The organism is Bacillus sp. C-3-6 (assembly GCF_054509685.1).
Window position 1 is genome coordinate 3,626,316 of record NZ_CM137247.1, and the last position, 24,170, is coordinate 3,650,485.

Sequence of the window (24,170 nt, forward strand, 5' to 3'; positions counted from 1 at the left end):
CGTAGTAAATATCCAAAACTTATTTTGCATTGAAAAAATGGATAGACAAATGTCTATCCATTATTCTTCACGTTTACCGTCTTTATTAATTTCATGTAAAAGTGTATCAATTCGATGACCATATCCGATAGACTCATCAAACTCAAAGGTAATTTCCGGTGTTTTACGAAGACGAATACGTTGGCCAATTTCTGAACGAATAAAGCCTTTTGCCTTCGCTAAACCTTTTAACGTATTTTCTTTCTGTTCTTCGTCACCTAAAACAGAAATATATACTTTGGCAATTTGCAAATCACCACTCACTTGTACATCTGTTACTGTAACAAATCCGATACGTGGGTCTTTAATTTTACGACTAATGATGTCGCCTAATTCTTTTTTCATTTGCTCGCCTACACGGTTTGCACGTAATTTCATAACTCTTCACCTCATTCAATACCATTCCAATTGTGTTATCGTACGTTCAATTTCAGGAAATGAATCGATGTACTCCAGTACACGATTCATTTCTTTTTCACAGATAACACGATTTGAGGATACGGAAACAACCGCAATTTCTGTACGTTGCCATACATCTTGATGCCCAACTTCAGAAACAGCTACATTATAGCGCTGTTTCACACGAGTTAGCACTCGTTGCAAAATTGCCCGTTTCTCTTTTAAAGAATGCACATCGTAAATCATACACTCGAATGAGAGTGAAGCGACAATCATCGCTTCACTTCTTCCATAACGTATGCTTCAATGATGTCCCCTTCTTTAAGGTCATTATATCTCTCAATTGTAATACCACACTCATAGTTTTGTGCAACTTCTTTTACGTCGTCTTTGAAACGTTTTAACGTATCAAGTTGTCCTTCGAAAATTACGATACCATCGCGGATAATACGAACGCCACTATCGCGTGTAATTTTACCGTCAATTACGTAACAACCTGCGATTGTTCCAACTTTTGTTACCTTGAATGTTTGACGAACTTCCGCTTGACCGATTACTTTTTCTTCGAATTCTGGATCCAGCATACCTTGCATTGCTAATTCAATTTCTTCGATTACTTTGTAGATAATGCGGTGTAAGCGAACATCAACGTTCTCTAATTCAGCTGTACGCTTCGCGTTCACATCCGGACGTACGTTAAATCCAATTACAATTGCATTAGATGCAGAAGCTAAAATGATATCAGATTCTGTAATCGCACCTACACCAGTGTGAATGATTTTAACTTTTACGCCTTCAACATCAATTTTACGAAGTGACGCTGCCATCGCTTCAACAGAACCTTGTACGTCTGCTTTTACGATTAAGTTGATTTCTTTTACATCGCTCTCTTGGATTTGTTGGAATAAATCTTCAAGGCTTAATTTAGATTTCTCACCACGTTGTGCAACTAACGCTTCTTGTGCACGTGATTCACCGATTTGACGAGCTTTCTTCTCATCAGCGAATGCCATGAAACGATCTCCAGCCTGTGGTACTTCATTTAAACCTGTAATTTCAACAGGAGTTGATGGACCAGCAACTTTTACACGACGACCAATATCACTTACCATTGCACGAACACGTCCGAATGAAGTTCCAACAACGATTGGATCTCCAACTCGAAGTGTACCGTTTTGAACTAATAATGTCGCGATAGTTCCTTTACCTTTATCAAGCTGTGCTTCAATTACAGTACCCGTTGCATAACGATTTGGGTTTGCTTTATATTCTTCTACTTCACTTACAAGAAGAATCATCTCTAGCAAGTTGTCAATTCCCTCGCCTTGGATTGCAGAAATTGGTACGAAAATTGTATCTCCGCCCCAAGCTTCTGGAACTAATTCATATTCTGTTAATTCTTGCATTACACGATCAGGATTCGCCGCTGGTTTATCCATTTTATTCACAGCAACAATAATTGGTACTCCAGCTGCTTTTGCATGGCTAATCGCTTCAACTGTTTGAGGCATAACACCGTCATCAGCTGCAACAACAAGGATTGTAATATCAGTTACTTGCGCACCACGAGCACGCATCGTTGTAAATGCCGCGTGACCAGGCGTATCTAAGAATGTAATTTTCTTATCATTTACTTCAACTTGGTATGCACCAATATGCTGAGTAATTCCACCCGCTTCGCCAGCAGTTACTTTTGAATTACGAATTGAGTCAAGTAATGTTGTTTTACCATGGTCAACGTGTCCCATAATCGTAACAACAGCTGGACGCTCTTTTAAGTTTTCTTCATCATCTTGCTCATCAATGAATGTTTCAAACTCAGTTTCACTTACAACTACTTCTTCTTCTACTTCAATACCGTAATCAGTAGCAATTAACTCAATTGTATCTTTATCCAAGTCTTGGTTAATTGTTGCCATAATTCCAAGCATGAAGAGCTTTTTAATAATTTCAGATGGCTCTTTACTTAACTTTTTAGCAAGTTCACCTACTGTAAGGCTTCCAGAGAAAGTAATTTTATCTGGTGTTTCTACTATTTGCGTTTGTTGTCTTCCAGCAAAGTTATCTTGACGTTTGTCTTCATTTCCTTTGCCTTTTTTCTTTTTCTTATTGCTGTTCTTTTTACTGCGAACAACTTTCTCTTCTACTTCAAACTCATCTGCAACAGAAGGTTTTTCCGCTCCAGTGTTATATTCATTATCTAATTTATTTACTACTTCATCTTCTAACATTGTCATATGATTCGAAACCTCGATATTCATCTCTTTAAGTTTTGTCATAAGATCTTTACTTGAGATATTATTTTTTTTTGCATATTCATGTACTCGAATTTTACTCATACCTTCACCCCCGGTAATTTGTATCGAGCATGCTACGTAGCTTTTTCGCAAAGCCTTCATCTAACACAGCTACAACGACTCGCTCGTCTCTCCCAATCGCATGCCCTAATTGTTGTCGATTTTCGACTTTTTTCATTGGTACGTTGTAGTACGTCGTTTTATCAGTGATACGTTTAGTAGTGTTCGCTGACGCATCTTCAGAAAGCAATACGAGCTTTGCTTTACCACTTCGTACTTCTTTTAAAACGAGTTCTTCACCCGAAATGATTTTTCGAGCGCGATTTGCTAGTCCTAAAAACGATTTCCAATCGGACACTTATTTCGACTCCTTCTCAACAAGCTCAAGAAGCTCTTCGTACAGAGAACTGTCGATTTTCGCTTTTAGATGATGTTCCAAAATGTTTTTCTTTTGGGCTTGCATAATGCATTCTTTATCTTTTGACAAATATGCACCTCGTCCTGATTTTTTTCCAGATAAATCAATAGACACTTCGCCCTCTTTGGAACGAACAATGCGAACGAGCTCTCGTTTTGATTTCATCTCTTGCGTCGCGATACATTTTCGTAACGGAACTTTTCGATTGCTCATACTCATCACCTCTATTCGATTTCGTCTTCAACTGAATCGAATCCGAATGCGATTACGCTATCTTCTTCTGTTACAATTCCAAGTTGTTTCGCATCAGACTCACTTTTAATATCAATTTTCCAGCCTGTTAATTTAGCTGCAAGACGCGCATTTTGTCCACGCTTACCGATAGCTAATGATAGCTGGTGGTCTGGAACAACAACAGTTGTTGCTTTTTCATCTTCATCTACAAGTACTTTAACAACTTGTGATGGGCTTAAAGCATTTGCAACATATTCAACTGGATCATTTGACCAGCGAACGATGTCAATCTTTTCACCTTTTAGTTCATCTACAACACGTTGTACACGTTGTCCTTTCGGTCCTACGCAAGAACCAACTGGATCAACATCAATGTTTTCTGCATGCACAGAGATTTTAGAACGATCTCCTGCTTCGCGCGCTACAGAGCGAATTTCTACAGTTCCATCATAAATTTCTGGAACTTCCATTTCGAATAAACGTTTTAAAAGACCAGGATGTGTACGTGATACGTAAATTTGTGGTCCTTTTGTTGTCTTTTCTACTTTTGTAATAAATACGCGAATACGATCATGTGGCTTATATTGCTCATTTGGCATTTGCTCACTTACAGGTAATAAAGCTTCTACTTTACCTAAGCTTACGTAGATGAAACGAGCATCTTGGCGTTGTACAATACCAACCATAATGTCTTCTTCACGATCACTAAATTCTGAGTAAATAACACCACGTTCTGCTTCACGAACTCGTTGTGTTACAACTTGTTTTGCAGTTTGCGCTGCAATACGACCAAAATCTTTTGGCGTTACTTCAATTTCTAGTACGTCGCCATCTTGGTAGTTTGGATTAATTTGTCTTGCCTCTTCTACAGAGATTTCAAGACGTGGATCAAACACATTATCAACAACGTCCTTACGTGCTAAAACTTGAATTGTTCCCACTTCTGGGTTAAAGCTCACACGAACGTTTTGTGCTTGGTTAAAATTGCGTTTATAAGCAGAGATTAACGCTGCTTCAATCGCATCAATAATAATATCTTTACTAATACCTTTTTCTGACTCTAATACGAGCAAAGCATCTAACAACTCAGTGCTCATGAAGATCCCCCTTCTTACTAAAACGTAACAGCAAGTCGCGCATTTGCAACTTTATCCATTGGAATTTGGATTTCTTTTTTACGTGTTTTAATTGTTAATAGTAGTGTAATTGTAGTACCGTCGTAGGAAAGTAACTTTCCTTCAAACATCTTTTCGCCATCAATCGGCTCATATGTTTTAATTGCCACTTGTTTTCCTACCGCTTGCTGGAAGTCTTTCTCTTTCTTTAATGGGCGTTCTGCTCCAGGAGATGATACATCCAAAAAGTAAAGGTGAGGAATTGGATCCTCTTTATCTAAAGCTTCGCTTAAACGTTCACTTACCGCACCGCATTCTTCAATGTCGACTCCCTTTTCAGAATCGATGAATACGCGTAAGAACCAGTCTTGTCCTTCTTTCACATACTCTACATCTACAAGTTCAAGATTTAACTCTTCAACGATTGGCTGCGCAAATGCTTCTACAACTTCTGTGACTTTCTTATCCATAAACAGCCTCCTTCCTGCCGCCATGTACCATTTACAAGAAAAGATCCCGTTCATAAAGACGGTCTATCTTATTCTTTCTCGTTAGCTAACAAAAGCCCCTGCCGTTAAGCAGGGAATATCTGTCTTAGTATTACCAAATTTAAGAAGTAAAACTTGTAACAAAATATGTATATACGACAGAAATGTCTTTACTATCTACATGAATAAAATGTAGATAGTAACACGAAAGAGTGGGTTTCCCCACTCTCTTTTTCACAAAATATACATGACATGGTTATCTCGGTTTATAGTATACCATAGCAAATATTGATTTGCAAAGACTTTTCCTACCTATTAGAACAGTGATAATTGGTTTTGATCCGGCAAATCTCCTAAACAACCTTGGCTATCTAAATACTCAATAATTGTTTTCGAAACCTTACTTCGTTGCTGTAAGTCTTCTTTTGATAAGAATTCTCCATTTTTGCGCGCTTCCACAATACTTAAGGCTGCGTTCGTACCAAGACCAGGCACTGCATTAAACGGAGGGATTAATGAGTCTCCATCAATAATAAATTCCGTTGCATGCGAACGGTATAAATCAACCTTTTGGAATGAGTATCCACGCTCGCACATTTCAAGCGTCATTTCTAGTACCGTTAATAAACTTTTCTCTTTCGGCGCTGCATCCAATCCTTTTTGAGCTATTTCATCAATTTTCACACGTATGGATGCAGAACCTTTCGCCATCGCCTCTACATCAAAATCATCTGCACGGACTGTAAAATATGCCGCATAGAATAAAAGTGCAAAATGTACTTTAAAGTATGCGATACGCACAGCCATAAGTACGTAAGCAGCCGCATGGGCTTTAGGGAACATATATTTAATCTTCTTACATGAATCAATATACCAACCTGGTACATTATTACCTTTCATGTCATCTTCCCATTCTTCCGGTACACCTTTACCTTTACGAACCGACTCCATGATTTTGAAGGCTAATGATGGATCTAAACCTTGATAGATTAAATATACCATGATGTCATCACGACAACCGATAACTTCACTCAGCGTACATGTACCGTTATAAATTAACTCATTTGCATTACCCAGCCATACGTCAGTACCATGTGACAGCCCAGAAATTTGGACCAATTCTGAGAATGTCGTTGGTTTTGTCTCTTCTAACATCTGTCTTACGAATTTCGTACCGAATTCTGGGATACCAAGTGTACCTGTTTTACAGTTAATTTGTTCTTCCGTTACCCCTAACGTTTCTGGACCAGAGAAAATTTTCATTACCTCTGGATCATCCGTTGGGATTGTTTTCGGATCAATACCACTTAAATCTTGTAACATACGAATAACGGTCGGATCATCGTGTCCTAGTATATCAAGTTTCAATAAATTATCATGAATCGAGTGGAAGTCAAAATGCGTTGTTCTCCACTCAGCACCAATTGAATCAGCAGGAAACTGTATTGGGGAGAAATCAAAGATATCCATGTAATCTGGCACAACGATTATACCACCTGGATGCTGTCCAGTTGTACGTTTTACCCCTGTACATCCCGCTACTAAGCGGTCAATCTCTGCATTCCGAATTGTTAAATTGTGATCATTTGCATAACCTTTTACATATCCATAAGCTGTTTTTTCCGCAACTGTACCAATCGTTCCAGCACGGTATACATAATCTTCACCGAACAGTACTTTCGTATAGTTATGGGCACGTGGTTGGTATTCCCCGGAGAAGTTCAAATCGATATCGGGTACCTTATCTCCTTTGAATCCAAGGAACGTTTCGAATGGGATATCATGTCCATCTTTTACATATGCCACATTACATGTCGGACAATCTTTATCTGGTAAGTCGAAACCAGAGCCTACCGAACCATCATTAAAGAATTCAGATTGCTTGCATTTTGGACAGACATAGTGTGGTGGTAATGGGTTTACTTCTGTAATTTCCATCATCGTTGCAACGAACGATGAACCTACTGAACCACGCGAACCTACTAGATATCCGTCGACTAACGATTTTTTCACAAGCTTATGTGAGATTAAATAAATAACAGCAAATCCATGTCCAATAATACTTTTCAATTCTTTTTCTAAGCGAGCCTCTACAATTTCTGGTAGTTCTTCACCATATATACTGCGTGCCATTTTATAACTCATATCACGTGTTTCATCATCGGCACCCTCAATTTTCGGTGTATATAGATCATCTTTTACCGGACGAACATCACCAATTAATGACGCAACTTTTTGTGTATTCGTTACAACAACTTCTTTCGCTTTGTCCTCACCTAAAAATGAAAAACACTCTAGCATTTCATCAGTTGTACGGAAATGTACTGGCGGTAATGAATGTCGATTTAATGGATTTGCCCCGCCCTGTGAACTAACTAAAATTTTACGATACATTGCATCTTCTGGATCTAAGTAATGCACGTTCCCTGTAGCGACAACTGGTTTATCTAACGTCTCACCTAGTTTTACTAAGTTAGAGATAATTGTTTTTAATTGTCCTTCATCTCGAACGAGTTCTCGCGCTACTAAATGACGCAACACCTCTGGAGGCATTACTTCAATGTAATCATAGAACTGTGCAATTTCTTCTACCTCTTCAGGAGCTTTTTGCATCATTGCCTCAAATACTTCACCTTTATCACAAGCCGTTCCTACTAAAATTCCTTCACGGTATTTTTTTAATAGTGACCTCGGTACTCGTGGTACACGGTAAAAGTAATTAAGGTGAGAATATGAAACAAGTTTATATAAATTTTTCAACCCAACATCTGATGTGGCAAGTAACGTCATATGACTTGGACGGCCACGCTTATACGCATCCCCTTGTCCCATGCTATCATTTAATTGATCGTGATATTCAAATCCCTTTTCAATTACATCTTTCAACATTTTCACAAGTAAATATCCCGTCGCTTCTGTATCATAAATCGCACGGTGATGTTGCGTTAATTCAATATCAAGTTTTTTACACATCGTATTTAATCGATGATTTTTCATTTCTGGGAATAAGAATCGTGCAAGTTCTAACGTATCAATAACGGGGTTATTCGTTTTTTCTAACCCAGCCTTTTTAAAACCTACGTTAATAAAGCCCATATCAAAGCTTGCATTATGGGCAACAAGTGTATGGTCACCCATCCATTCCTCAAACTTTTTAAACACTTCGTCCACTTCTGGTGCATCAGTTAACATATCATCTGTAATACCTGTTAATTCAATAATCGTCGCTGATAATGGTTGATGTGGATTTGCGAAAGATTCAAAGCGATCAATGATTTCGCCACCCTTTACTTTTACGGCAGCCAACTCAATGACTGTGTCGTATACAGCTGATAAACCTGTCGTCTCAACGTCGAAAACAACATACGTTTCCTCTGCAAGTAAACGATGCGCCTCGTTATACGCTATCGGTACACCATCATTAACTAAATTCGCTTCTACACCGTATATAACTTTAACTCCAGCTTTTTTCCCCGCAGAATATGCCTCCGGGAACGACTGAGCCACAGCATGGTCTGTAACCGCAATAGCTTCATGTCCCCATTTACCAGCTTGGGCAACAAGCCTAGAAACAGGAGTAACAGCATCCATTTGGCTCATCGGAGTGTGAAGATGAAGTTCTACACGCTTTTCGCCTTCTGGCGCTTTATCTTTACGAGACGGCCCTGTTATTTCATTAATATCATTTGCAATCATTACTAAATCTCGAACGAATGTATCGTTTTGAACAGAACCACGCGCTTTCACCCACATTCCTTTTTTCAAGGATTGCAGCATTGGAATATCTTCTTTGTCACGCGAGAACATTTTAATCATAATAGAATCCGTATAATCCGTTATTTTTAAAGTTAATAACGTACGTCCACTACGAAGCTCTTTTGTTTCTACATGGAAGACATATCCTTGAACCGTTTTTCTTCTTTCTTCATCTTGAATTTCTCGCATCGGTGTAATCTCTTCATCCGGCTTAATAAGATACCCGAGTGTAATCGGTCCTTCATGCACAACGCTGCTTTCTTCAGCTTGCTTCTTCGCCATTTCTTCCATAGCTTGTATAACACGCTCGCGGTCTTCTTGCTGCGTTTGCTCACGAAACTTTTGCATTTCTTCTGCATTTTGCTGTATATGTGTGTCTAATTGGAAACGCGGGAATCCAAAAGCTTCGTATTGATCCCCCACTGGTTTCGCAACGTTTTTCTTTAAAGCAGTAGACTCCAGCTCATTATTTACATTTATTAACAACTTCACTCCATTCACCTGCGGAAGTTGCTTCTTTAAGTACGCGAACATGGGTGAAAATGTAATTCGTTCCGTACAAAGTGGCCAATACGCCCTTACTTCTTCTTCTGTAAATTGTTTATTCTCTGTTTCTAATGCAAATGTTGTTCTTGCAATATGAGAAAATGATTGCTTAAGCTTTGTTTCTAGCAATTCATATAATTCTGTAGGCAAAATACGTGGCACTTGTAAATCAAAATGCCAACTTTTATTCGCTTTATCAATAACGAGCCTTTCAATACCACCGCCTTGTAAATATTGATTTATAAGGTCGTCTGGTATTTGCAACTGCTGGAGCAAAATTTGAAATCGCTCTTGTTGTTCATTTGTTAAAGACATAAGCACTCTCCTTCCATTTGCTATTATAAATTGAAACGTACTACAAAGAAAGATTTCTTCCTTCTTCTTTTACAAAATACGTTTACAAAGAAAGAGAAGGTACCCCATTACGAGGTACCTCTTCTTATTTTAAAATATTTGCAATATATGTTTGAAGTTCTTCTACTTTTACTTCTTCAGACTCACCTGTAGCACGTACTTTCACTTCTACAATACCTTCGTCTGCTTTTTTACCAACTGTAACGCGAACTGGAAGACCGAATAAATCTGCATCTGCAAACTTAACACCTGCACGCTCTGCACGATCGTCTAATAACACTTCATAGCCTTGTTCTTGTAATGAGTTGTAGATATTTTCACCCATTTCACGTTGTGCATCAGATTTCATATTTACTGGAATTACATGCACATGGAATGGTGCTACAGCTTTTGGCCAAACTAAGCCGTTCTCATCGTTAAACTGCTCTGCAATTGCTGCCACTGTACGAGATACACCGATACCGTAACAACCCATAATAAGTGGTTGTGTTTTTCCGTTTTCATCTAGGAATGTCGCGTTCATTGCTTCACTATAACGAGTTCCTAATTTGAATACATGACCAACTTCAATTCCGCGTGCGAAAAGAATTGTTCCGTTTCCATCTGGAGATTGGTCTCCTTCTTGAATGAAGCGTAAATCTGTATATTGACTTACTTTAAAGTCACGTTCTGGATTTACATTTACATAATGGAATCCTTCTTCGTTCGCTCCTGAACATCCGTTAACAATTGATGCTACAGCGTGATCAGCAATAATTTCAATATCACCTGTTACACCAATCGGCCCTAATGAACCAATTTCACAATTTAATAATTCTTTTACTTCTTCATGAGAAGCAAGCTCAACAACTGAAGCGCCGTATACATTTTTCACTTTCACATCGTTTACTTCGTGATCACCACGAACAAGTACAACTACTAATTTCTCATCTACTTTAAATACCATAGACTTAATGCACTTGTCAGCTGCAATGTTTAAGAATGCAGATACTTCTTCAATTGCTTTTTGGTCTGGTGTTGCTACTTTTTCAAGAGCTTTTTCTGCTTCGTCACTCTTCGTATACGTATCTACAACAGGAGCCATTTCGATGTTTGCTGCATAATCAGATGTGTCAGAGTATGCAATTGTATCTTCACCAACATCAGATAATACCATAAATTCATGTGTATCTTTTCCGCCCATTGCTCCAGAATCAGCAATAACTGCACGGAAATTCAAGCCACAACGAGCAAAAATGTTAGAGTATGCTTTATATAAGCGATCGTATACTTCATCTAAGCTCTCTTGTGTAGCATGGAAAGAGTATGCATCTTTCATTAGAAACTCTCTTCCACGTAATAAACCGAAACGAGGTCTTTGCTCATCACGGAATTTTGTTTGAATTTGGTATAATGTTAACGGTAATTTTTTATATGATTTCACTTCATCACGCACAAGATCCGTAATTACTTCCTCATGTGTCGCTCCTAATGCGAATTCACGAGCGTTACGATCTTTCATACGCATTAATTCAGATCCGTATGAATACCAACGACCTGATTCTTGCCATAATTCTGCAGCTTGCATAGCTGGCATTAATAATTCTACAGCTCCTGCACGCTCCATTTCTTCTCGAACGATACGTTCTACTTTGTGTAATACTTTTAATCCAAATGGTAGAAAACTATAAATACCAGAAGCATTTTGACGCATAAAACCTGCGCGAAGTAATAATTGATGACTCTTAATTTCAGCATCAGCTGGAACTTCACGTAATGTAGGACTGAATACCATACTTTGTTTCATTTATTTGCACCTCTTCATTTTACTCTTACACGCAGTAAAACCCCTCACCTCGAATTAGGTGAGGGATTTTATTCTACGAGCTCTATTTCATTATTAGTTTCATTCTATTTTACAAGAAAAACTTACGAATGTCATTCCATGTTACAACTAACATTAATAACATTAATAATGCAAAACCAATAAAATGAACCATTCCTTCTTTTTGACGGTCAATTGGTTTCCCTCGTAACGCTTCAATTAAGAAGAAGAATAAACGGCCACCATCTAAAGCAGGAACTGGTAATAAATTAAATAAACCAAGATTAATGCTTAGAACTGCCGCTAAACTTAGTACACGCGTAAATCCATAATCTACAACTTGATCTGTTAGATTATAAATTCCTACTGGACCTGACAACTCATTAATAGAAAATTGACCAGTTACTAATTTCACAAGAGATTCAAAAATTAGTTTCGTCCATTGGTACGTTTGTTCAAATCCTGATTTAATAGAACCCATTACTGTTTTCTCTACAGGAGAATAAACACCAATTCTACCAACTTCGTCTTTTCCTTCTTTATCAAGTGTTGGCGTTACTTTCACATTAAACTGTTCATTATCACGCTTTACTTGTAACGTAATTTCTTTATTCGGGTTTTCACGTACAATAGTAACAACATCTTTCCATGTACTTGTGTTTTTCCCATCAATCGCTTGAATTGTATCATTCTCTTTCAGGCCAGCTTGCTGTGCTGCACTATTATCCATCACTTTTCCGACCATTGGTTTGTCAATAGGAACCCCTTGTACAAATCCAAGAATCACAAAAATAACAAATGCTAAAATGAAGTTCATTGCAGGACCCGCAAAGATTGTTAAAGCGCGTTGACCCAATTTTTTAGAGCCAAATTGCCTGTTATATGGAGCAATTTGAATTTCTTCTCCAGCAGTAATGATGCGAGCCTTTTCATTCACTCGGAATGTTTGAAGCTCTTCCTCATACTCTTCATAGCCTGAAATCGTTAGATTATGCTCTAAATCAGCTTGTTCGACTTCAATAACACGAACATTTGGATATTTTTCATATCCATCAAAAACTAATTTCACAGCTTCGTCTTTTTCATTTAGCACAAGGCCAACCTTTTTCCCTGGCTTTAACTCAACTGTGTCTGCATCCTCGCCAGCCATTCTTACATAGCCACCCAGAGGCAGTAATCGAATCGTATACACCGTTTCATTCTTTTCAAATGAGAATATTTTCGGACCAAAACCAATCGCAAACTCGCGGCATAAAATGCCTGCTCTTTTCGCGAAGTATAGATGCCCTAGCTCATGGAAAAATACGAGTGCACCGAAAATTAATATAAAGGCAATCGCTGTATTCAATTCCATAACCACCTTTGCTAAATTTGTTCCATCACAAACCGTCTTGTGGCTGCATCAATTTCCAGAATTTCCTCTAAGCTCGGACGTGCAATGACATTGTGATGGTTCATTGCTTTTTCAATGAGGTCTTCCACTGTTAAGAAACCAATTCTCTTTTGTAAAAAAGCTTCAACAGCTACTTCATTCGCTGCGTTCATTACAGCTGGCATACTTCCACCTGCTTTTCCAGCTTCATACGCAAAACGTAAACAACGGAATCGTTCTTGGTCCATTTTCTCAAAATGCAACGTCCCTATTTCCCATAAGTTTAACTGTTTTGTGTCTGAAAGAGGCAATCTATCAGGATATGTAAGTGCGTATTGAATTGGTACTCGCATATCAGGTGAACCAAGCTGCGCCATTACACTACGATCTTCAAATTCAACCATAGAATGGATAATACTTTCTTTATGTAAAACAACATCGATTTGCTCATAAGGGATACCAAAAAGCCAATGTGCTTCAATTACTTCTAGTCCCTTATTCATCATTGTAGCAGAATCAATTGTAATTTTCGAACCCATTGACCAGTTTGGATGTCGAAGCGCATCTTCTACGGTCACATGATGCAATTCATCTCTCGTTTTATCACGGAAACTTCCACCAGAAGCCGTTATAATAAGACGAGAAATTCTTTTTTCATTTTCACCATTCAAGCATTGAAAAATAGCCGAATGTTCACTATCTACTGGAAGTAACGAAACATTATGTTTTCGCGCTGCTTCCATTACAAGATGTCCTGCAGTTACTAACGTTTCTTTATTTGCAATTCCAATTGTTTTTTTCGCCTCAATCGCACGAAGTGTCGGTAACAACCCTACGCTACCTACAACAGCATTTACTACAATCTCCGCATCTGGATGTAATGCTACTTCTAAAAGTCCTTCACTACCATATACAATTTTTGTATTACCAGAAACAGTTTGTAATTTTAAAACATCTTCCTCTCTTTGCACAGAGACGATTTGCGGAGAAAATTCTTGAATTACCTTTACTGCGTAGTCAATATTTTTCCCTACAGAAAAAGCAACGAGACGGAATTGGTCTGGGTGCGAGCGTAATACATCTAAAGTTTGTGTACCAATTGATCCGCTTGCACCTAATAAACTAATGTTTTTCATGACTCCAACCCCTCGTTCATTTATTAATTGTATTGTAATAAGAAGTAGAGAATTGGTAAAACGAATAACCAACTATCTGTTCGATCTAATATACCACCATGCCCAGGTAAAATTGTACCTGAATCCTTTACGCCATAATGACGTTTAAAAGCAGATTGTACTAAATCACCAATTTGTCCAAAAATAGAAATGATAATTGTCAGCACAATTAAAATTACTACATTCGATTCGACTGGGAAGAACACGTTGTAAACAAGTGCCACAATAATTCCACAAACGATGCCGCCTAATGAACCTTCAATCGTTTTATTTGGACTAATTTCTGGCCACAATTTTCTCTTGCCCAATGCTTTTCCTACGAAATATGCGCCTGAATCAGTAGCCCATATAACAAATAATGCACAAAACACATATTTAATTCCTAATATTCTCGTTTCATTTAAATATAAGAATCCCATTGCCACATATGTCGTTGCCATTAGTAAAAATGAAGCATTATCAAAAGTAAATGTATTCTTAGAAAGGACTGTATATGATAAAAGTAATAAAACAATCACAAATGTGATTTCCAATTTACCTAATCCAATCCATGTAAACAGTTCTGATGCACTACTTGGAATTAAAAGAATCCACAATAATACTGCAGCTAAAACTGTCGGTACTGAAATAAGCGTAAGCTTATTCATACGAATTAATTCATATAAACCTATAGAAGCAAGTGCATACACTAAAACCGTAAAAGGCACGCCACCGTATATTACGATGGGAATGAATAGCGCGGCAGCAACCACTCCAGTAATAATTCTCTGTTTCACTACCAAACCCTCTCTTTCTACACGCCTCCGAATCTGCGCCCTCTATGTTGAAAGTCAGTAATCGCATTTAGCAAATGTTCTTCTTTGAAGTCTGGCCAATACACATCTGTAAACCAAAACTCCGAATATGCAATTTGCCATAACATGAAATTACTAATACGTAGCTCTCCGCTTGTTCGGATTAACAACTCTGGATCGGGTAAAGAACTCGTCATTAAGTAGGAGGAAAGCATTTCTTCACTTACCTCTTCAGAACGAATTTTTCCTTCCTCATTATCTTTCATCATATGTTGCACAGCAGAAACGATTTCATCTCGACTTCCATAGTTTAACGCGAAATTAAGAATTAATCCCGTATTCTCTTTCGTATCTTCCATGGCTTTCTCCATCGCTCTGCGTGTATGCGTAGGAAGACGATCTTTTTGCCCTATTACTCGGACTTGTACGTTTTCTTCAATCAATTCTGGTAAAAATGTACCTAGAAATTCTTCTGGAAGCTTCATTAAATAATCAACTTCCTTTTTCGGTCTTTTCCAGTTCTCAGTTGAAAAAGCATAAAGAGTTAACACTTTCACATTAAGTTTACTTGCAAATTTTGTAATTTTCTTTACAACTTGCATACCTTCATGATGTCCCGCAATACGAGGCATTGCTCTCCTCTTTGCCCATCTTCCATTCCCATCCATAATGATGGCAATATGTTCTGGGATATATCCTTTTTTCACTTCTTCAACGAGATGATCAAACGATGTGTCCTTTTTACCTTTAAAAAAAGGAAAGTTTTTAAACATCATTCATACCCTCCAACAAGCAGACGTATGCCTAAAAGTGTAAAAAGACCCCCTTAAGAAGAGGGTCATATTTGCGAAGTTATCGCTATTACACTTCCATGATTTCTTTTTCTTTGTTTTTTGCGATTTCGTCAACTTTTGCAATATATTTATCTGTTTCTTTTTGGATATCTTCAGTATATCCTCTTAAATCATCTTCTGTAATCTCGCCAGCTTTTTCAAGCTTCTTAAGATCATCATTTCCGTCACGACGTACGTTACGAACAGCTACTTTTGCTTCTTCAGCATATTTTTTCACAACTTTAACAAGATCACGACGACGCTCTTCTGTTAATGCAGGGAATGCAATACGAATTACAGTTCCATCATTAGAAGGGTTTAAGCCTAAATCTGCTTTTAAAATTGCTTTTTCGATATCACCGATAGAAGTTTTATCATAAGGTTGAATTACAAGTAAACGTGCTTCTGGAACTGTAATGTTCGCTAATTGCACAACTGGTGTTGGTGCACCATAGTAATCAACTTGTACCTTATCTAATACAGACGAGCTTGCACGACCAGCGCGAACTGTTGCTAATTCACGAGAATAAGCAGCAACTGCTTTTTCCATTTTTTCATTTGAAGACTTCAATACTTGTTGTCCCATATTTATTTCCCCCTTACAACTGTTCCAATATTTTCGCCTAAAACGGCACGTTTAATATTACCTTTTTCCATAACTGAGAATACAATTAATGGAATATCATTATCCATACATAGAGAAGAAGCTGTAGAATCCATTACACCTAAACCTTCTTTTAATACATCTAAGTAAGTAAGCGTTTCGTATTTCGTAGCTGTTGGGTCAATAGATGGATCTGCGCTATATACGCCATCCACATTATTTTTTGCCATTAAAATAACGTCTGCTTCGATTTCCGCTGCACGTAATGCTGCTGTTGTATCTGTAGAGAAGTATGGATTACCTGTACCTGCTGCAAAGATAACAACACGTTTTTTCTCTAAGTGACGAACTGCTTTACGGCGAATGTAAGGCTCTGCCACTTGACGCATCTCAATTGAAGTTTGTACACGAGTTTGGATTCCAATATTCTCCAAGCTATCTTGAAGAGCTAATGAATTCATAACTGTAGCTAACATGCCCATGTAATCTGCTCCTGCACGATCCATGCCCATTTCACTTCCAATTTTCCCACGCCAAATGTTACCGCCACCAACAACAACAGCAACCTCTACATCAAGTTCTGCAATTTCTTTTACTTGTTCTGCAACTGACTTAATAACAGTTGGATTAATTCCAAATCCTTGCTCTCCAGCTAAAGCTTCTCCACTTAGCTTTAAAACGACACGATTATATTTCGGTTTACTCATAATGAACCTCCAATTGCTTACATCTTTATTTTAAAAAAGGGAACACAATGTGTTCCCTAATCTGTATTAGTTACTACCTTTTACTTGGTTCATTACTTCTTCAGCAAAGTTGTCTTCGCGTTTTTCGATACCTTCACCAACAGCGTAGCGAACGAATCCTTTTAATGTTCCGCCTTTAGACTCAACGAACTGACGAACTTTCATATCAGGGTTTTTAACGAATGCTTGGTCAAGTAAGCAAATCTCTTCGAAGAATTTACCTAGACGGCCTTCAACCATTTTTGCAACGATTTTTTCAGGCTTGCCTTCGTTTAATGCTTGTTGTGTTAATACTTGACGCTCATGCTCAACTTCTTCAGCTGTTACAGCATCGCGGTCGATGTATTTAGGGTTAACTGCAGCGATGTGCATTGCAACATCTTTAGCAGCAGCTTCATCAGTAGAACCTTCAAGAACTGTTAATACACCAATGCGTCCACCCATGTGTAGGTAAGCGCCGAATGCATCTGCATCAGTTTTTGATACGATTTCGAAACGACGAAGTGTAAGTTTTTCACCAATTTTAGCGATTGCTTCGTTGATGTGCTCTTCAACGTTTTTACCGTTTTCCATTGTTTGAGCCATAGCTTCTTCAACGTTAGCTGGTTTGTTAGTTAATAAGTGAGCAGCTAATTCTTTAATTAGTGCTTGGAAACCTTCGTTTTTCGCAACGAAATCAGTTTCAGAGTTTAATTCTAAGATTAAAGCGTCGTTACCGTTTGTTTCGATGAAAGTTAAACCTTCAGCAGCAATGCGGTCTGCTTTTTTAGCAGCTTTCGCAATACCTTTTTCGCGTAAGAAGTCAATTGCCTTCTCCATGTCGCCGTTAGTTTCTGTTAAAGCTTTTTTGCAGTCCATCATACCTGCGCCAGTTTTTTCACGTAATTCTTTTACCATTTGAGCAGTGATTGCCATATTTTTCATCCTCCTAAAATATGTATTTATACCTTTTATAAAGGTGTTTATACCTTAAAAAAGGTGATAAAAGGCCGAACCCCTTATCACCTTTCCAACTTTGTTACGCAGTAACAGTTTCTTCACCTTGTTTTGCTTCAAGGATCGCGTCTGCCATTTTAGATGTAAGAAGTTTTACAGCACGAATTGCATCATCGTTTGCTGGGATAACGTGATCGATTTCGTCTGGATCACAGTTTGTATCAACAATACCGATGATTGGAATGTGTAATTTGCGTGCTTCAGCAACTGCAATACGCTCTTTACGAGGGTCTACTACGAATAATGCACTTGGAAGACCTTTCATATCTTTAATACCGCCTAAGAATTTCTCAAGACGCTCTAACTCTTTTTTAAGTTGAACAACTTCTTTCTTAGGAAGTACTTCGAAAGTACCATCTTCTTGCATTCTTTCGATGTCTTTAAGACGCTTGATACGCTTTTGGATTGTTTGGAAGTTTGTTAAAGTTCCGCCTAACCAACGTTGGTTAACGAAGTACATACCAGCACGAGTTGCTTCTTCTTTAATAGCTTCTTGTGCTTGTTTTTTAGTACCTACGAATAAGATGTCTCCACCTTCAGCAGCGATGTCGCGCATCGTTCTGTAAGCTTCCTCAACTTTTTTCACAGTTTTTTGTAAGTCGATGATGTAGATACCGTTACGCTCTGTGAAAATGTAACGCTTCATTTTTGGGTTCCAACGACGAGTTTGATGTCCGAAATGAACACCAGCTTCAAGCAATTGCTTCATAGAAATTACTGACATAATATAGTTCCTCCTAAATGGTTTTTGATATCCTCCGTTTACTTCATCTCTAAGCGAAACTACAAACGTAGCACCAACACTTAAATCAGTAAACGTGTGTACTTTGTACTGACACCACTGCTTACTATATCATACTGAAATATTACAATCAAGTCGAAAATGCGAACAATGTAAAACTTTCTTTGTTCATACTCGAATTCTAGTATTACCAACCTTCATTTCTTTTAAGCAAAAAAGTAAAACACAATTAATAGTTTTCCCAGAAAACACGCTTATGGCACTTTTCACAAGCGCCATCAATCCAGTGCAAAAAAAACTCTCCTCGATCGAGGAGAGTTTTTTATAAATTAGTTTGTTTTTAATTTAGCAAGTTCCTGTAGAAACTTGTCGTTTAGCACTTTAATGTATGTTCCTTTCATACCTAAAGAGCGAGACTCAATTACACCAGCACTTTCTAATTTACGTAGTGCATTTACGATTACAGAACGAGTAATTCCTACACGATCAGCAATTTTACTTGCAACAAGTAAACCTTCTGTTCCATTTAATTCTTCGAAGATATGCTCAATTGCTTCTAACTCACTGTAAGATAATGAGCTGATCGCCATTTGAACAACAGCTTTACTACGTGCTTCCTCTTCGATTTCTTCTGCTTTTTCACGTAAGATTTCCATGCCTACAACAGTTGAGCTGTACTCAGCAAGGATTAAATCGTCATCTAAGAACTCTTGACCAAGACGAGCTAATACTAATGTACCTAGACGCTCACCACCACCAACGATCGGTACGATTGTAGTTAAACCTTGACCAAATAATTCTCTGTTTTCTACCGGGAATGCTGTGTAAGCACTGTTCACATCTAAGTTTGAAGATGTTTCTGTAATGTTGAATAAGCTTTGTGTATATTCTTCTGGGAATTGACGTTCTGCAAGCATTTGCTTCATGCGTTCGTTTTCGATTTGTTGGTGAATTGCATAACCTAGTAATTTACCACGACGACTAACTACGAATACGTTTGCTTCGATTACTTCACACATTGTGTCAGACATTTCTCTAAAGTTTACAGGCTTCCCTGCTGCGCTCTGTAATAACGCATTTAATTTTCTTGTTTTTGCTAATAATTCCATTTCAAAAGTTCCTCCTACATGTTACTCACATATTTTTTCATCACTTGGAAACTAGGGCGAGTCACCTGATGACACTATTACAAAATAAACTGGCTCACATCTTTATTTTTAGCAATTGTTGCTAATTTCTCCTCAACGTATTGAGGGGTTATCGTTATTTTCTCTAACGTAATTTCAGATGCTTCAAACGATAAATCTTCAAGGAGCTTCTCCATAATCGTATGAAGTCTTCTTGCTCCAATATTATCTGTATCCTGATTAACTTGATAAGCAATCTCAGCAATCTTACGAATAGCTTCGTCTGAAAATTCAATTTCTATACCTTCAGTCGCTAATAATGCCATATATTGTTTAATTAACGCATTGTCAGGCTCGATTAATATTTTAACAAAATCGTCTGTCGATAATTTTGTTAATTCTACTCGAATCGGAAATCTCCCTTGCAATTCCGGAATTAAATCCGACGGTTTAGACATATGGAACGCTCCAGCTGCAACGAATAAAATATAATCCGTTTTTACTGATCCGTATTTTGTCGCAACATTCGACCCTTCTACAATTGGCAAAATGTCACGTTGCACACCTTCACGTGATACATCTACGCTATTCGACTGCTTACCAGCAATTTTGTCAATTTCATCGATAAAAATAATCCCGAGCTGTTCAGCACGATAAACAGCCTCTTGTGTAACTTCATCCATATCAATTAAGCGCTGTGCCTCTTCATTTGTCAAGAGTTTTCTTGCTTCTTTTACAGAAAGTTTACGTTTTTTTGTTTTTTTCGGCATAAAACTCCCTAACGCATCTTGGAAATTCATTCCCATTTGCTCCATGCCAGTTCCTTGTAACATATCAAACATTGACGACTGTTGCTCAGTAACTTCAATCGATACAATCTCTTCTTCAAGAAGCCCTGCAGCAAGCTTTCTCTCCACATCTTGACGTTTCTTTTCGATTTCACCATCTTCTTGTGTATCAGACGTTTGACTCGAATTTTGAGCGCCCCCAAAAAGCATCTCTAATGGATTTTTAAATCCAGATTGCTTCTCCGGACTCGGTACTAAAATTTCAACAAGACGTTGATTCGCTTGCTCTTCTGCTTTATCTTGAACTTTCACTACCATTTCTTCTTTTACGATACGAACCGATGTTTCCACAAGGTCACGTACCATCGACTCTACATCTCTACCCACATATCCAACTTCTGTGAATTTTGTAGCCTCAACCTTAATAAAAGGTGCTCCAACGAGTTTCGCCATTCGTCGTGCTACCTCTGTTTTCCCAACACCTGTCGGTCCAATCATCAAAATGTTTTTAGGTGCTATTTCATCACGTAAATTTTCAGCTAATTTACTACGACGGTATCGATTTCTCAACGCTACAGCAACCGCTTTCTTTGCGTCTTTTTGACCGATGATATATTGATCTAATTTTTCCACAATTTGGCGCGGAGTAAAATGTAAATGCATATAAAATGCCTCCCTTACGATTCTACAATTCTTCAACAATTATGTTGTGATTCGTATAAACACAAATATCACCAGCAATCTCTAAACTCGCTTTCGCAATTTGTTTCGCTGTTAAGTGTTCACTTGCATATTGCTTTAAAGCACGACCTGCAGAAAGCGCATAATTTCCACCAGATCCAATTGCTAAAATACCATCATCCGGTTCAATCACTTCTCCTGTACCTGAAACAAGAAGCATAGTTGTTTTATCCATGACAATGAGCATCGCTTCTAGTTGACGTAACATTTTATCGCCACGCCATTGTTTTGCCATTTCAACAGCAGCACGCTGCAAGTTGCCATTATACTCTTCTAATTTCCCTTCAAACATTTCAAAAAGAGTAAATGCATCAGCAACTGAACCTGCAAAACCAGCTAAAACTTTACCTTGGAAAAGTCTGCGAACTTTACGAGCTGTATGTTTCATTACAACAGCATTTCCCATTGTCACCTGACCATCTCCAGCCATTGCACATTCTCCATTATGATGAACTGCAAATATCGTTGTAGCGTGGAAATTCCCCATAGAAAAAACTCCTTTATTTGTTTTTATAGCTTTTAAAGCAATTTATGCCCGCGGGTGATGCTTCATGTAAACAGAACGCAATCTTTCTTTAGAGACATGCGTATAAATTTGTGTAGTCGACAAATTCTCATGACCTAATAGCTCCTGTACAGTACGTAAATCTGCCCCTTCATCTAACATGTGTGTAGCAAATGTATGCCTTAACATATGGGGACTTATCCGCATTGTCAGTGACGCCTTTTTAATGAGTTCATTTAAAACATAACGTACTCCACGACTTGTTAGCGGTGTACCTTTCGCATTTAAAAATACCATACGAGAATCTTCGTCAGTCTTATTAACTAACTGTTTTCTCCCATTCTCTATATAAGTAATTAAAGAATCTTGCGCATAGCTTCCGAACGGAATATACCTTTGTTTTTTTCCTTTTCCCATTACTAAAATTGTTCCCACCGCAAAGTCAATATCGGTAAGTTGTAAATTGACACATTCACTCACACGGATTCCAGTCGCATACATCAACTCTAATAAAGCTTGATTCCTTTGACCTAATGGTGTGCCCGTGTCAGAAACTTCAAATAATTCCTCTAACTCTTCAGCATATAAAAACTTTGGGATTGACAATTCTTTTTTGGGGAGTGACGCAAGTGCAAACGGATTATCTTTTCGATAACCTTCACGCATCAAAAAACGATATAAACTTCGTAAGCTTGATACTTTTCTTGCGACAGATTTACGGGCTAACTTTTCATCGTGCAACGTCGTTAAGTACAAACGAACATCCGCGTATGTAACGTCTAAAAAAGAGGATATGCCTTCTCGCTCCATAAATTGCACAAAATGTTCTAAATCATTTTGATAACTTGCAATTGTATATTTTGAATAATTTCTTTCAATTTGTAAATATCCAACGAATAATTGTAACAATTTCTTCACATTCACACAACTCACCTCAATAAAGGCTACTAAATCGTATCACAACTTAGTAGCCTTTGCAAGAAATTTAACTAAATATTTACAAAATTTTGAATTGTTTCTAAAGCGCGTGTTGCGTATGCTTCATTTCGTTCCGCTTTCTTTTTGATCTTTTTCTCTAACGGTGCAAATAGACCGAAGTTCGCATTCATCGGTTGGAAGTTTTTAGCATTCGTTGCCGTAATGTAATTTGCCATGCTACCCATTGCAGTTACTGACGGTAATACAACTGGCTCTTCACCTTGCACAAGACGTGCAGCATTAATTCCCGCTAATAATCCTGATGCTGCTGATTCAACATATCCCTCTACTCCAGTCATTTGACCAGCGAAGAATAAATCATCACGTTGTTTATATTGATATGTTGGACGAAGCAAATTAGGTGAATTAATAAACGTATTACGATGCATTACACCATAACGTACAATCTCTGCATTTTCCAGTCCCGGAATTAACTGTAGCACTTCTTTTTGTGGTCCCCATTTTAAATGCGTTTGGAAACCTACGATATTGTATAAAGTTCCCGCTGCATCATCTTGACGCAACTGAACAACAGCATATGGCGTTTTTCCTGTTTTTGGATCTTCCAATCCAACAGGTTTCATAGGTCCAAATACTAGCGTCTGTCTCCCTCTACTTGCCATAACTTCTACTGGCATACAACCTTCAAAGAAAATTTCTTTTTCAAACTCTTTTAAAGGCACTGTCTCAGCAGCAATTAAAGCCTCATAAAAACGGTCAAACTCTTCTTCTGTCATTGGGCAATTTAAATATGCAGCTTCACCTTTGTCATAACGCGATTTTAAATATACTTTATTCATGTCAATGCTGTCTTTTTCTACGATTGGTGCTGCCGCATCGTAGAAATAGAAATAATCTTCACCTGTTAGTTCTTTTAATTGTGCAGCAAGATCAGGAGATGTAAGTGGACCTGTTGCAATAATTGTTGGTCCTTCTGGAATTTCAGTAAGCTCTTCGTTCACTACAGTTACATTCGGATGGTTTTTTACGTATTCTGTTACTTTAGCTGCGAACTCATGACGGTCTACAGCTAAAGCACCTCCAGCTGGTACAGAGCACTCGTCTGCCGCACGAATAATTACAGAATCCATTAAACGCATTTCCTCTTTAATAACTCCAACTGCATTTGTTAAAGTGTTTGCACGAAGTGAGTTACTACATACTAATTCAGCAAATTTATCTGTGTGATGAGCTGGTGTTTGCCTTACCGGCCTCATTTCATATAATCTAACTTGGACACCACGTTTTGCAATTTGGTAAGCTGCTTCACTTCCTGCAAGACCTGCGCCAATGACGTTTACTACTTGTGTTGTCATTTA

At 38.0% G+C, this 24,170-nt stretch carries 22 protein-coding genes; all 22 read right to left on the minus strand.

Annotated elements, in window-relative coordinates; translation table 11 throughout:
- Positions 1 to 60: 60 nt before the first annotated feature.
- The 22 genes from rbfA to trmFO all read right to left on the minus strand — a co-directional run bounded on the left by rbfA (position 61) and on the right by trmFO (position 24,167).
- Complete coding sequence (gene rbfA / locus ACW0JX_RS18460) at positions 61 to 417, minus strand: 30S ribosome-binding factor RbfA (protein ID WP_000776437.1); 357 nt, start codon at positions 415 to 417, stop codon at positions 61 to 63.
- Positions 418 to 432: 15 nt separating this feature from the next.
- Positions 433 to 714 carry a DUF503 domain-containing protein gene (locus ACW0JX_RS18465; protein WP_000634350.1) on the minus strand — a complete coding sequence of 94 codons (282 nt, stop codon included), beginning with the start codon at positions 712 to 714 and terminating at the stop codon, positions 433 to 435.
- Complete coding sequence (infB, locus tag ACW0JX_RS18470) at positions 711 to 2,777, minus strand: translation initiation factor IF-2 (RefSeq protein WP_000036347.1); 2,067 nt, start codon at positions 2,775 to 2,777, stop codon at positions 711 to 713. The genes ACW0JX_RS18465 and infB overlap by 4 nt, the downstream gene beginning before the upstream one ends.
- A 4-nt stretch (positions 2,778 to 2,781) precedes the next feature.
- Positions 2,782 to 3,093 (minus strand): YlxQ family RNA-binding protein, encoded by a 312-nt coding sequence (locus ACW0JX_RS18475; RefSeq protein WP_001286522.1) that lies wholly within the window; start codon positions 3,091 to 3,093, stop codon positions 2,782 to 2,784.
- A complete protein-coding gene (gene rnpM / locus ACW0JX_RS18480) occupies positions 3,094 to 3,366 on the minus strand; it encodes an RNase P modulator RnpM (RefSeq protein ID WP_000071125.1) in 273 nt (90 codons plus the stop codon).
- An 11-nt stretch (positions 3,367 to 3,377) separates the two neighbouring features.
- Positions 3,378 to 4,484 carry a transcription termination factor NusA gene (nusA, locus tag ACW0JX_RS18485; protein WP_000102598.1) on the minus strand — a complete coding sequence of 369 codons (1,107 nt, stop codon included), beginning with the start codon at positions 4,482 to 4,484 and terminating at the stop codon, positions 3,378 to 3,380.
- 17 nt (positions 4,485 to 4,501) lie between these two features.
- Positions 4,502 to 4,972 carry a ribosome maturation factor RimP gene (gene rimP / locus ACW0JX_RS18490; RefSeq protein ID WP_000359095.1) on the minus strand — a complete coding sequence of 157 codons (471 nt, stop codon included), beginning with the start codon at positions 4,970 to 4,972 and terminating at the stop codon, positions 4,502 to 4,504.
- Positions 4,973 to 5,305: 333 nt separating this feature from the next.
- A complete protein-coding gene (locus ACW0JX_RS18495; RefSeq protein WP_459244994.1) occupies positions 5,306 to 9,607 on the minus strand; it encodes a PolC-type DNA polymerase III in 4,302 nt (1,433 codons plus the stop codon).
- Positions 9,608 to 9,731: 124 nt separating this feature from the next.
- Positions 9,732 to 11,432, minus strand: coding sequence for a proline--tRNA ligase (locus tag ACW0JX_RS18500; protein WP_016080534.1), 1,701 nt, complete (start codon positions 11,430 to 11,432; stop codon positions 9,732 to 9,734).
- Positions 11,433 to 11,541: 109 nt separating this feature from the next.
- Positions 11,542 to 12,798 (minus strand): RIP metalloprotease RseP, encoded by a 1,257-nt coding sequence (gene rseP, locus ACW0JX_RS18505; protein WP_001090233.1) that lies wholly within the window; start codon positions 12,796 to 12,798, stop codon positions 11,542 to 11,544.
- A gap of 17 nt (positions 12,799 to 12,815) precedes the next feature.
- Positions 12,816 to 13,958 (minus strand): 1-deoxy-D-xylulose-5-phosphate reductoisomerase, encoded by a 1,143-nt coding sequence (gene dxr, locus ACW0JX_RS18510; RefSeq protein ID WP_000790379.1) that lies wholly within the window; start codon positions 13,956 to 13,958, stop codon positions 12,816 to 12,818.
- 23 nt (positions 13,959 to 13,981) lie between these two features.
- Positions 13,982 to 14,773, minus strand: coding sequence for a phosphatidate cytidylyltransferase (cdsA, locus tag ACW0JX_RS18515; protein ID WP_000813592.1), 792 nt, complete (start codon positions 14,771 to 14,773; stop codon positions 13,982 to 13,984).
- Between the two features lie 17 nt (positions 14,774 to 14,790).
- The gene (uppS, locus tag ACW0JX_RS18520; RefSeq protein ID WP_000971296.1) at positions 14,791 to 15,567 is read right to left on the minus strand and encodes an isoprenyl transferase; all 777 of its coding nucleotides are present in this window, start codon (positions 15,565 to 15,567) and stop codon (positions 14,791 to 14,793) included.
- Between the two features lie 85 nt (positions 15,568 to 15,652).
- Positions 15,653 to 16,210: a ribosome recycling factor gene (gene frr, locus ACW0JX_RS18525; RefSeq protein WP_000531505.1), complete on the minus strand. Its 558-nt coding sequence runs from the start codon at positions 16,208 to 16,210 to the stop codon at positions 15,653 to 15,655.
- Positions 16,211 to 16,212: 2 nt separating this feature from the next.
- Entirely contained in the window at positions 16,213 to 16,935 is a 723-nt protein-coding gene (gene pyrH, locus ACW0JX_RS18530) for a UMP kinase (RefSeq protein WP_000042669.1), read from the minus strand.
- A gap of 66 nt (positions 16,936 to 17,001) precedes the next feature.
- Complete coding sequence (gene tsf, locus ACW0JX_RS18535; protein WP_001018577.1) at positions 17,002 to 17,889, minus strand: translation elongation factor Ts; 888 nt, start codon at positions 17,887 to 17,889, stop codon at positions 17,002 to 17,004.
- A gap of 103 nt (positions 17,890 to 17,992) precedes the next feature.
- Positions 17,993 to 18,694, minus strand: coding sequence for a 30S ribosomal protein S2 (gene rpsB, locus ACW0JX_RS18540; RefSeq protein WP_000111485.1), 702 nt, complete (start codon positions 18,692 to 18,694; stop codon positions 17,993 to 17,995).
- 347 nt (positions 18,695 to 19,041) lie between these two features.
- Positions 19,042 to 19,821, minus strand: coding sequence for a GTP-sensing pleiotropic transcriptional regulator CodY (codY, locus tag ACW0JX_RS18545; protein WP_000421290.1), 780 nt, complete (start codon positions 19,819 to 19,821; stop codon positions 19,042 to 19,044).
- Between the two features lie 77 nt (positions 19,822 to 19,898).
- Complete coding sequence (gene hslU, locus ACW0JX_RS18550; RefSeq protein WP_000550085.1) at positions 19,899 to 21,290, minus strand: ATP-dependent protease ATPase subunit HslU; 1,392 nt, start codon at positions 21,288 to 21,290, stop codon at positions 19,899 to 19,901.
- A 22-nt stretch (positions 21,291 to 21,312) separates the two neighbouring features.
- Positions 21,313 to 21,855 carry an ATP-dependent protease proteolytic subunit HslV gene (gene hslV / locus ACW0JX_RS18555; protein WP_000526274.1) on the minus strand — a complete coding sequence of 181 codons (543 nt, stop codon included), beginning with the start codon at positions 21,853 to 21,855 and terminating at the stop codon, positions 21,313 to 21,315.
- Positions 21,856 to 21,897: 42 nt separating this feature from the next.
- Positions 21,898 to 22,797 carry a tyrosine recombinase XerC gene (gene xerC, locus ACW0JX_RS18560; RefSeq protein ID WP_001101245.1) on the minus strand — a complete coding sequence of 300 codons (900 nt, stop codon included), beginning with the start codon at positions 22,795 to 22,797 and terminating at the stop codon, positions 21,898 to 21,900.
- A 65-nt stretch (positions 22,798 to 22,862) separates the two neighbouring features.
- The gene (trmFO, locus tag ACW0JX_RS18565) at positions 22,863 to 24,167 is read right to left on the minus strand and encodes an FADH(2)-oxidizing methylenetetrahydrofolate--tRNA-(uracil(54)-C(5))-methyltransferase TrmFO (RefSeq protein ID WP_000213006.1); all 1,305 of its coding nucleotides are present in this window, start codon (positions 24,165 to 24,167) and stop codon (positions 22,863 to 22,865) included.
- Positions 24,168 to 24,170 lie beyond the last annotated feature (3 nt).

Bases quoted from the DNA above. Each gene is read 5' to 3' on its own strand.
- rbfA (WP_000776437.1), bottom strand. From the start codon at position 417: ATGAAATTACGTGCAAACCGTGTAGGCGAGCAAATGAAAAAAGAATTA.
- ACW0JX_RS18465 (WP_000634350.1), bottom strand. From the start codon at position 714: ATGATTGTCGCTTCACTCTCATTCGAGTGTATGATTTACGATGTGCAT.
- infB (WP_000036347.1), bottom strand. From the start codon at position 2,777: ATGAGTAAAATTCGAGTACATGAATATGCAAAAAAAAATAATATCTCA.
- rnpM (WP_000071125.1), bottom strand. From the start codon at position 3,366: ATGAGCAATCGAAAAGTTCCGTTACGAAAATGTATCGCGACGCAAGAG.
- nusA (WP_000102598.1), bottom strand. From the start codon at position 4,484: ATGAGCACTGAGTTGTTAGATGCTTTGCTCGTATTAGAGTCAGAAAAA.
- rimP (WP_000359095.1), bottom strand. From the start codon at position 4,972: ATGGATAAGAAAGTCACAGAAGTTGTAGAAGCATTTGCGCAGCCAATC.
- ACW0JX_RS18495 (WP_459244994.1), bottom strand. From the start codon at position 9,607: ATGTCTTTAACAAATGAACAACAAGAGCGATTTCAAATTTTGCTCCAG.
- ACW0JX_RS18500 (WP_016080534.1), bottom strand. From the start codon at position 11,432: ATGAAACAAAGTATGGTATTCAGTCCTACATTACGTGAAGTTCCAGCT.
- dxr (WP_000790379.1), bottom strand. From the start codon at position 13,958: ATGAAAAACATTAGTTTATTAGGTGCAAGCGGATCAATTGGTACACAA.
- uppS (WP_000971296.1), bottom strand. From the start codon at position 15,567: ATGATGTTTAAAAACTTTCCTTTTTTTAAAGGTAAAAAGGACACATCG.
- frr (WP_000531505.1), bottom strand. From the start codon at position 16,210: ATGGGACAACAAGTATTGAAGTCTTCAAATGAAAAAATGGAAAAAGCA.
- pyrH (WP_000042669.1), bottom strand. From the start codon at position 16,935: ATGAGTAAACCGAAATATAATCGTGTCGTTTTAAAGCTAAGTGGAGAA.
- tsf (WP_001018577.1), bottom strand. From the start codon at position 17,889: ATGGCAATCACTGCTCAAATGGTAAAAGAATTACGTGAAAAAACTGGC.
- rpsB (WP_000111485.1), bottom strand. From the start codon at position 18,694: ATGTCAGTAATTTCTATGAAGCAATTGCTTGAAGCTGGTGTTCATTTC.
- codY (WP_000421290.1), bottom strand. From the start codon at position 19,821: ATGGAATTATTAGCAAAAACAAGAAAATTAAATGCGTTATTACAGAGC.
- hslU (WP_000550085.1), bottom strand. From the start codon at position 21,290: ATGCATTTACATTTTACTCCGCGCCAAATTGTGGAAAAATTAGATCAA.
- hslV (WP_000526274.1), bottom strand. From the start codon at position 21,855: ATGGGGAATTTCCACGCTACAACGATATTTGCAGTTCATCATAATGGA.
- trmFO (WP_000213006.1), bottom strand. From the start codon at position 24,167: ATGACAACACAAGTAGTAAACGTCATTGGCGCAGGTCTTGCAGGAAGT.